The following is an 848-nucleotide window of genomic DNA, read 5'->3' on the forward strand; positions in this document are numbered from 1 at the left end:
GCAGGCTGCAACTCGCCTGCATGAAGTCGGAATTGCTAGTAATCGCGGATCAGCATGCCGCGGTGAATACGTTCCCGGGTCTTGTACACACCGCCCGTCACACCACGAGAGTTTACAACACCCGAAGCCGGTGGGGTAACCCGCAAGGGAGCTAGCCGTCGAAGGTGGGGTAGATGATTGGGGTGAAGTCGTAACAAGGTAGCCGTATCGGAAGGTGCGGCTGGATCACCTCCTTTCTAAGGAAATACCCGAACCCGATGAGGTTCGGATAAACKTGGCAGTTTATCGCTATACTCGTTGTCAGTTTTGAAAGAGTAASCCTCTTTCATGYAAGTCAAGTCATCCGTTTGGTGGCGATGGCGAAGGGGAACCACGCGTTCCCATACCGAACACGACCGTTAAGMCCTTCAGCGCCGATGGTACTTGGACCGCAGGGTCCTGGGAGAGTAGGACGTCGCCAAGCAGGTGTTGATTATTACACCTTGCAGCAACCGAGAGGTTGGCTGCGATTTACCTTGCACCTTGAAAACTGGATAACGAAAGAAGAATTGCTGAAATATCCTTTAGCTGGGATTAGTATTACCCGTGAAGGTTGAGTCAAATCAACCGGAACGTTAGGTTAAGCTAGTAAGAGCGCACGGAGGATGCCTAGGCACTAGGAGCCGAAGAAGGACGTGGCGAACAACGATACCGCCCCGGGGAGCCGTAAGCAGGCATTGATCCGAGGATTTCCGAATGGGGAAACCCAGCTGTCGTAATGGACAGTTACTTTCAACTGAATACATAGGTTGAATAGAGGCATACCAGGGGAACTGAAACATCTAAGTACCCTGAGGAAGAGAAAACAA

Annotated in this window: 3 rRNA genes; all 3 read left to right on the plus strand. The window is 51.5% G+C overall.

The annotated features are described in order from the left end of the window. A 16S ribosomal RNA gene (locus AC1DWN_RS34540) occupies window positions 1-236 on the plus strand; the annotation flags it as partial. 110 nt (window positions 237-346) lie between these two features. Continuing rightward, window positions 347-463, plus strand: a 5S ribosomal RNA gene (gene rrf, locus AC1DWN_RS34545). Window positions 464-617: 154 nt separating this feature from the next. After that, a 23S ribosomal RNA gene (locus AC1DWN_RS34550) occupies window positions 618-848 on the plus strand; the annotation flags it as partial.

Source organism: Paenibacillus sp. P4_A7, assembly GCF_056402455.1.